General features: G+C 43.6%; 10 protein-coding genes and 1 pseudogene. All 11 read left to right on the top strand.

Annotated elements, in window-relative coordinates; all coding sequences use genetic code 11:
* Nucleotides 1-957: DUF3991 and toprim domain-containing protein (locus tag ACLU24_RS14180; protein WP_412613305.1), on the top strand; the 957-nt coding region annotated here is incomplete at its 5' end.
* Nucleotides 954-1,373: a DUF3846 domain-containing protein gene (locus tag ACLU24_RS14175; RefSeq protein WP_023920505.1), complete on the top strand. Its 420-nt coding sequence runs from the start codon at nucleotides 954-956 to the stop codon at nucleotides 1,371-1,373. The genes ACLU24_RS14180 and ACLU24_RS14175, both read left to right, overlap by 4 nt.
* 135 nt (nucleotides 1,374-1,508) lie before the next feature.
* On the top strand, nucleotides 1,509-1,667 hold the full coding sequence (locus tag ACLU24_RS14170) for a DUF3789 domain-containing protein (RefSeq protein ID WP_196809877.1): 159 nt from the start codon (nucleotides 1,509-1,511) through the stop codon (nucleotides 1,665-1,667).
* Complete coding sequence (locus ACLU24_RS14165) at nucleotides 1,630-1,971, top strand: plasmid mobilization protein (RefSeq protein ID WP_002594670.1); 342 nt, start codon at nucleotides 1,630-1,632, stop codon at nucleotides 1,969-1,971. Before ACLU24_RS14170 ends, ACLU24_RS14165 begins: the two co-directional genes overlap by 38 nt.
* On the top strand, nucleotides 1,962-3,347 hold the full coding sequence (locus tag ACLU24_RS14160) for a relaxase/mobilization nuclease domain-containing protein (protein ID WP_023920506.1): 1,386 nt from the start codon (nucleotides 1,962-1,964) through the stop codon (nucleotides 3,345-3,347). Before ACLU24_RS14165 ends, ACLU24_RS14160 begins: the two co-directional genes overlap by 10 nt.
* Nucleotides 3,331-4,125, top strand: coding sequence for a PcfB family protein (locus ACLU24_RS14155; protein WP_055291062.1), 795 nt, complete (start codon nucleotides 3,331-3,333; stop codon nucleotides 4,123-4,125). The genes ACLU24_RS14160 and ACLU24_RS14155 overlap by 17 nt, the downstream gene beginning before the upstream one ends.
* Before the next feature lie 6 nt (nucleotides 4,126-4,131).
* A complete protein-coding gene (locus ACLU24_RS14150) occupies nucleotides 4,132-5,016 on the top strand; it encodes an LtrC-like protein (RefSeq protein WP_087203231.1) in 885 nt (294 codons plus the stop codon).
* 12 nt (nucleotides 5,017-5,028) lie between these two features.
* Nucleotides 5,029-5,232 carry a hypothetical protein gene (locus tag ACLU24_RS14145; RefSeq protein WP_008789327.1) on the top strand — a complete coding sequence of 68 codons (204 nt, stop codon included), beginning with the start codon at nucleotides 5,029-5,031 and terminating at the stop codon, nucleotides 5,230-5,232.
* Nucleotides 5,219-7,027, top strand: a complete 1,809-nt coding sequence (locus ACLU24_RS14140) for a VirD4-like conjugal transfer protein, CD1115 family (protein ID WP_008789328.1) — start codon at nucleotides 5,219-5,221, stop codon at nucleotides 7,025-7,027. The genes ACLU24_RS14145 and ACLU24_RS14140 overlap by 14 nt, the downstream gene beginning before the upstream one ends.
* A 19-nt stretch (nucleotides 7,028-7,046) precedes the next feature.
* A complete protein-coding gene (locus ACLU24_RS14135; RefSeq protein ID WP_015512775.1) occupies nucleotides 7,047-7,409 on the top strand; it encodes a hypothetical protein in 363 nt (120 codons plus the stop codon).
* 73 nt (nucleotides 7,410-7,482) lie between these two features.
* Nucleotides 7,483-7,745, top strand: a pseudogene (locus ACLU24_RS14130) (hypothetical protein); the annotation flags it as partial.

Raw genomic sequence — 7,745 nt, 5'->3', positions numbered from 1 at the left:
TTTATCGCACCTGAGTTAATCATTCAGGCGAAGCAGATGGACTTATTAACCTACCTGAGAAATTATGAACCGTATGAGCTGGTTAAGTTTTCAGGTAACACCTATTGCACCAGAACCCACGACAGTTTGAAGATTTCAAATGGGAAATGGATATGGTGGTCGAGAGGTATTGGCGGCAGGAGTGCTTTGGATTATCTGATTAAGGTCAAAGGTTACAGCTTCCTTGAAGCGGTGGAAACCATTATCGGACACACAGCGATTCAGGCTCCAGTCTATGAAAAACCACAGTCAAAAGAGGAAAACAAACCACTTCTTCTCCCTGAAAAATGTGCTTCCAACAGAGTGATTACAGAGTATCTTTTCGGGAGAGGAATAGATTTTGAAATCATCAATTACTGTATTTCCAATGACCTTATCTTTGAGAGTCTGCCGTATCACAATGTTGTGTTTGTAGGCTATGACGAGAAGAAAGAACCCAAATATGCAGCCTACCGTTCCACGAATAAGCGTAGGATTATGGGCGATTGCAGTGGCAGTAAAAAAGATTATTCTTTTCGGCTTGGTAAGGAAAACTTGGAGGAAGTACACCTCTTTGAGTGTGCCATTGACTTGTTATCCTATGCCACGCTTGCGAAGCTGAACGGGCAGGATTGGAAAGAAATGAGCTTTGTTTCGCTGTCTGGGGTGTATTCTCCGGCAAAGAAAATTGAGGACAGTAAAGTGCCGATTGCACTGGAAAAGTATCTTGGCAGCAACCCATCTGTCAGGAAAATCCGTATCCATTTTGACAATGATATAGCGGGCAGAAAGGCAGCACAGACCTTAAAAACCATTCTGCCGGATAAGTATGAAATCGTTGATGAACCACCAAAAGCAGGTAAGGACTTCAACGATTTTCTTTGTATGCGGATGGGAATTTACAATAAAAAAACACACGAAAGGAATGAAGAACGATGAATGATACAAAGATTAAAGTTCTCTTGGTAGAACCGGAAAAGTACCCGAAGGAAATTGTAATCGACGACAGTCTGGAAGCAATGCAGGAGGTTGTCGGCGGGGATATTGAGGAATATATGCCCTTTGATGATGACGTTGCAATCATCTGTAATGAGGAAGGAAAGATGAGAGGACTTCCGCTTAATCGTGCTGTTTATGTGCAGGACAACGATAAGAAAGAGATGGTTGATATTATCTGCGGCAAGTTCTTTATCTGTTATGCACCGCCTGAGAGTGAGAGCTTTCAGAGCTTGCCGGACGATATGATGAAGAAGTATAAGGAACAGTTCAAGTATCCTGAACGCTTTTCTAAGGAAGTGGGCGGCAATATCGTGGCTGAACCTTTTAAGCCGAAATCAAAGGATTATGAGAGATAGTAGCCTGAGAACGGGGCAACCCAGAGGAGATGTTTAATCTTAGCGAGCAGACCATTTGGATAAACACAGTTTCCCAAACGGTAAAAGGCTCGTTAGGGGTTGCCCCTAATACCCCGTGAGAAAGGAGAACTTGATTTGAGAGAGTTATTACTTATCGCCGCCGGAATACTGCTCGGCAGTTGTCTTGGCGTTACGATGATGTGCTTATTCCAGATTAACAAAGATTGCAGAGTAAAGAGAAAGGAAGATACCGATTATGAGAAAGAGAAACATTCAGAAGATTGTCCGCTTTAACCGCAAGGAAGCACAGGACTTGGCAGCAAAGGCAAAGAAGGCTTGTCTTTCCGAAGCCGGACTTATCCGTTTACTTATCAGAGGTTACGAACCGAAAGAGAAACCCGATGACCGTTTCTATGATGTGATGAGGGAACTTTCCTCTATCGGTAATAATATCAATCAGCTTGCTGCCAAAGCAAATACACTCGGTTTCATTGATGCACCTATGCTGAAGAATGAAGCTGCGAAGTGGAATAAGTTCCAGTCAGAGATTGAGAGGACATATCTTCGTCCAAATCAGAGCGAAATGAAATGGCAGTAACAAAGTTGTGGTCGGTAACAGAAAGGCTCGGTCAGGTCATTGACTATGCGACCAATCCCGAAAAGACTTCTGCCAAAATCAAAAGGGAGTTTTCAAAGGAACAGTATCAGGCTCTTGCAGATGTTATTGCTTATGCAAAGGACGAAGAAAAAACAGAGCGAGAATTTTATGTTGAGGGTATCAACTGTAATGTGGCGATTGCCCGTGACCAGTTCATAACGGTTAAGGAACAGTACCAAAAGACAGACGGTATCCAAGCCTATCACGGATATTTGAGTTTCAAGGAAACAGATATATCTCCTGAGATGGCACAGAAAATCGGAATGGAATTTGCAAATGAAGTGTGGGGTAAAAGATTTCAGGTCGTTGTGACAACCCACCTGAACACAAAGCACCTGCATTGCCATTTTGTCATCAACTCTATTTCTTTTGTCGATGGCAAACATTTGTGGGGAGAGGAAAAAGCGTGGTTCAAATTCCGAAAAGTTGCAGACAGAATTTGTGAGAAGTACGGACTTTACTATGACCCGAATCCGAACCGCAGTAAGCAGTCGGATTATCTGACGATGAAAGAAAAGGCAGGTATGCCGACACGCTACTCGGTTGCAAAAGAAGCCATTGATTATGCTATCGACCACAGCAAGACCCTGAAAGAATTTCAGTTTGCTCTCAAGGAAATGGGATATGCCTATAACCTAAGTCCAAGCCGAAAATACTGGACGGTCATTCCAAAGGGATACGATAAGCCGATACGACTGAAAAATCTCGGAGCAGATTATACCAATGACCGGATTGTAGAGCGTATCAAAGAAAATCGTGACAGATGGGCAGAGATTGAGCCGTTCCAGAGGGCGACTTATAAACCAAGACAGTACCGTATGCAGACCAGAGGGCAGAAGCTGAAAAAGAAAGGCGGACTTTATGGGCTGTATCTGTATTACTGTTACAGACTCGGTTATCTGCCCAAGTATAAGAAACAGAATAACGCAAGGCTTCATTATCTTTTGAAAGATGATTTGATGAAGCTCGATAAGATTACTGATGAAGTAAGGCTGCTCGGACGAGAAAATATTTCCACGGACGAACAGCTTTTTTCATATAAGACTTCCTTAGAGGAGCAGATGAAAAATCTGATTGCCGGAAGAACACATCTCCGAAAAAAGATAAGAACAAATATTGATGATGGTCAGCTTCAGGCGGCAAAAGATGAAATCGCTTCTATCAATGGAGAATTGAAAAAACTCCGACGGGAAGTAAAACTCTGCGAGGATATTGCGGAGAGGTCAAAGGTTATGGAAGAAAACCTTGAGCATATTGAAACAGAGGAACAAAAACAGCAGAGAAAGGAGAAATCACGCTATGAACAACGGTGGTGACGCAGCAGAGCAGGTCGTCAGGCTTTCGCTTGAAGGATTTGAAGTTGCTGCAAGATTAAGCGGTTCGGCGGCGAAGAATATCGCATTGCTTTTGGTATCGGTTCTGAAGCAGGAACAAAAGACGAAGGGCAAAGCAAGGCTTACCAATATGATTAAGTCAGGCAAGGAGCTGAAAGTCTTTTCCATTCCGCAAAAGGATTTGAAGAAGTTTACCGAACAGGCAAAACGCTATGGCGTTCTTTATTGTGTCCTCAGAGATAAGAACACAAAGGGAGAGAACGCTCCGGTAGATATTATCGCAAGAGCAGAGGACGCTTCTAAAATTCAGCGTATCGTTGAAAGATTTGAACTTGGCAAAGTGGATAAGGCTTCGATTGTCAGTGAAGCAGAGAAAGCTATCGCAGACCGTGAAGCGGTTGAAAAAGAAAAGCCGACTAAATCCAAGAGTGAAATCATTATGGAAGAAGCGGTCAGAAATCCAATGCAGAAAGAGGAGCGAGCAAACGCAAACCCCTCAGTCGCCAAAACAGACAAAAGCCCTCTGTCAAGGCAAAACTCAGAGCCGGTAGAAACGCAATCTGATAAGGGTGTTGCAAAGCCAGTGGAAAAGCCATCGGTCAAAGAGAAACTTGACCGTTATAAGGCACAGGCAAAACAGCAAAAAGAAGCAGAGCGTAAAGAGCCGGAGGTTAAGAAAGACGGCAAGAAGCCGCAGCAGAAAAACGGTCAGACGGTACACCGTCAGCCGAAGAAAAACCCAAAAACAAAAGAGAGGTAATTCACTATGACAAATGATTTCAAACCCGCAAAGGCTGGCGGTAATCAGCCGAGATTATCCAAAGAGGAGTATGCGGAAAAGAAGCGAGCAGAAAAAGAAAAGGTCTATCAGATGATTGATGACGCTGCCCGTGAGATTGTGAGTGCCCCTGATAAGTTCAAGAGTTTTCTTGATACGCAGAGTCGAATGGACAGATATTCCGCAGCAAATGCTCTCCTTATTTACAGTCAGTATCCGCAGGCGACACAGCTTAAAGATTTTGATGATTGGGGTAAGGACAATGTGAAGATTACCAAAGGGGCAAAGAGTATTTCTATCCTTGAACCAGTGGAATACACAAGAGCAGATGGTTCTCCGGGTATTTCCTACAATGTCAAAAAGGTATTTGATGTTACGCAGACAAATGGAAGGAAAGCTCCGGCAGTATCAGCAAACCGTGACCCGAAAGCACTTATCACGACAATGCTTGATGTATCTCCGGTAGAGGTTGCGGCAACCGATGAACTTCCGTATCCGAACATGGCAGCTTTCTATAATAATGAAAAGCAGACCTTGTATGTGAAGCGTAATGTGGGCGACAGCGTAGCAGTTGCCCAGTGTGTCGCTCAGGAACTCGGACACGCACAGCTTTCTATCAACAGTGAAAGTTACAGCCGCAGGGATATGGGCTTTCAGGCAGTGTGTATCGGATATATGCTTTGCAAGAAGTATGGCGTAGATACACAGAATTTTGCGATTAACCGCATTCCGGAGGGACTGGCTTCCAAAGAGCCGAAAGAAATTCGTGCGGAGCTTTCCAAGACACGAAATGCAATGGCAGAAATTCACAGTCATATCTCTGATGAAATGTTCCGCAAAAAGCAGGAACGTTCAAAGGACTATGAGAGATAACGGAGGGCAGATATGGAAAAAGAAAAACTCTACCACATTGCTTTGGACGATTATGAACACGGTGTTGTCATTCGCTCCTTAAACGATGAGAAAACAAAGTTGATGGAGGAAGGCAAGTCCGCAGATGCAGTAGACGACCTGCTTGTAAAAGTCGGAAATGCCCCATTGAAAAAGTTCAAAGTGATTGAAAGGAAACGCTCAGATGAAGCGAGATAATGACAGGCAGACTGCCATTATTTTATCCATTGTCGGTATCGTTCCGGTCATATGGCTGGCACTTCTGATTGCACCTTCCATAAGCGGAGGATTGCCGGAGATAGCAGCCAATCTTGCGACACTCTTTGATAATCCATTTTCCATAAAATTATGTGGGGACAGCCTGAAAACTGTCCTCATTTTACTTTTATGCTATGGAATGGGTATCGGGATTTATTTCTCAACAAGAAAGAATTACCGCAGACGAGAAGAACACGGTTCTGCCAAATGGGGCAATGTCAGAGCCATTGATAAAAAGTACCGACAAAAGCCGCTGTCAGAAAATAAGCTGATGACTCAGAATGTGTGCATTGGGCTTAATGCCAAGAAGCACAGACGAAATCTGAATACGCTTGTGTGCGGTGGCTCCGGTGCAGGTAAGACGAGGTTTTATGCAAAGCCTAATATTATGAATGCTGCAAGAAACAGCTATGTGATATTAGACCCGAAAGGGGAAATTCTGCGAGATACGGGACATCTTCTTGAGAAGAAAGGTTACGAAGTGCGTGTGCTTGATTTGATTTCAATGGAGAAAAGCCATTGTTACAATCCATTTGTTTATTTACAGAATGATAATGATGTGCAGAAGCTCGTGACAAATCTTTTCAAGAGTACCACTCCGAAAGGTTCACAGAGCAATGACCCGTTTTGGGATACGGCAGCGTCAATGCTTCTGCTTGCACTTGTATTTTATCTGCATTATGAAGCACCGCCGGAAGAACAGAATTTTGCAATGGTAATGGAAATGTTAAGAGCCGGGGCGATTGAGGACGAGGACGACCCAAGTCCTTCTCCGCTTGATAATCTGTTTTCAGATTTGATGATAGATAACCCTGACCACATTGCTTTGAAGTATTACCACTCTTATCATTCCGGTTCTTCCAAAACATTAAAATCTATACAGATAACCCTTGCAGCAAGGCTTGAAAAGTTTAACTTGGAAAGTCTTGCTGCTCTTACTTCTGCCGATGAACTGGATTTGCAGTCACTCGGAGAGAAAAAGGTGGCACTGTTTGCACTGATACCGGATAACGACTCCAGTTTCAACTTCTTGGTATCCATTCTTTACACACAGCTCTTTCAGCAGTTGTTTTATGCAGCCGACCATATCCACGGTGGCTGTCTGCCGATGCCTGTTCATTTTATGATGGACGAATTTGCCAATGTTTCACTGCCGGACGACTTCGACAAGATACTGTCGGTTATGCGTTCCCGTGGGGTATCTGTAAGCATCATCTTACAGAACTTGGCACAGCTTAAAGCCTTGTTTGAAAAACAGTGGGAGAGCATTGTGGGTAACTGCGATGAATTTCTTTACCTTGGTGGAAATGAGCAGTCAACCCATAAATATGTGTCGGAGCTGTTGGGCAAGGAAACCATTGATACCAACACGTTCGGAAAGAGTACCGGAAGAAGCGGTAATTATTCCACCAACTATCAGATTAGCGGCAGAGAGTTACTTACCCCTGATGAGGTGCGTATGCTCGATAATCAGTACGCTATTTTGTTTATCCGTGGGGAAAGACCCATTATGGATTTCAAATATGACATTATGAAACACCCGAATGTGGCACTTACCACAGACGGAAAGGCGAGTCCTTATAAGCATGGAGAAGTCACAAAAGATATTGCTTCGATTGCCATTTGGGACATTGACCCTGCAACACTTCCTGAAAAGGAAATGGAAGAAACGAACTGGGAACTTCTTTCCGATGAGGAGATGGAAGCTCTGTTCATAAACAATCAAACAAATTAAATTTTGGAGGTATTCAACTATGACTATTTTTAAGAAAAAAGCAACTGACATTCAGGAAACAAAGAAACTGCCTATGACCGGAAAGGTTAAGAAAGGCTTCCGTGCTTACTGCACAATGGTCATTGTCGGTGCGTTGGCACTTGGAATGACAACGACTGCATTTGCAGCGAATGACCCGCTTACCGTAGTCAATAATCTGTCCGATTTTATCTTCGGACTTATCCGTGCCATCGGTATGATTTTGCTTGGCTTTGGTATCGTGCAGGTCGGTCTTTCACTCAAATCTCACGACCCTTCTCAGAGAGCCAATGGCTTCCTGACTCTTGCGGGTGGTGTCATTATCACTTTTGCGAAAGAAATCCTTACTCTTATCACAGGCTAAGATAAGAGTTACACAGTTATCGAGGGGTGTGCCAAGTTAAGGTACACCCCTTAATTGTAAGGAGGTGCTTTGAATGAGTGATAACTGGGTAGTTCAAAATCTTGAAAATGCCCTTGAAACTTGGAATGAAAAACTGTCGGAAATATGGACGCTCATCACAACTACACCGCAGAACTTTAAGGGCGGGAATATCTGGAAGGTTATCGTTGACATCAACGGTGCGGTTCAGGCTATCGGGCTTGCCTTGCTTGTATTGTTTTTCGTGATAGGTATGGTAAAGACCTGCGGAAGTTTTACAGATGTGAAGAAACCGGAACACGCTTTAAAACTCTTTGT

It is taken from the genome of Pseudoruminococcus sp. (assembly GCF_047012705.1).
Classification (GTDB): domain Bacteria; phylum Bacillota; class Clostridia; order Oscillospirales; family Acutalibacteraceae; genus Pseudoruminococcus.
The sequence above is the reverse complement of the archived record's forward strand: the minus strand, read 5'-3'. Positions and strand labels throughout refer to the sequence as shown.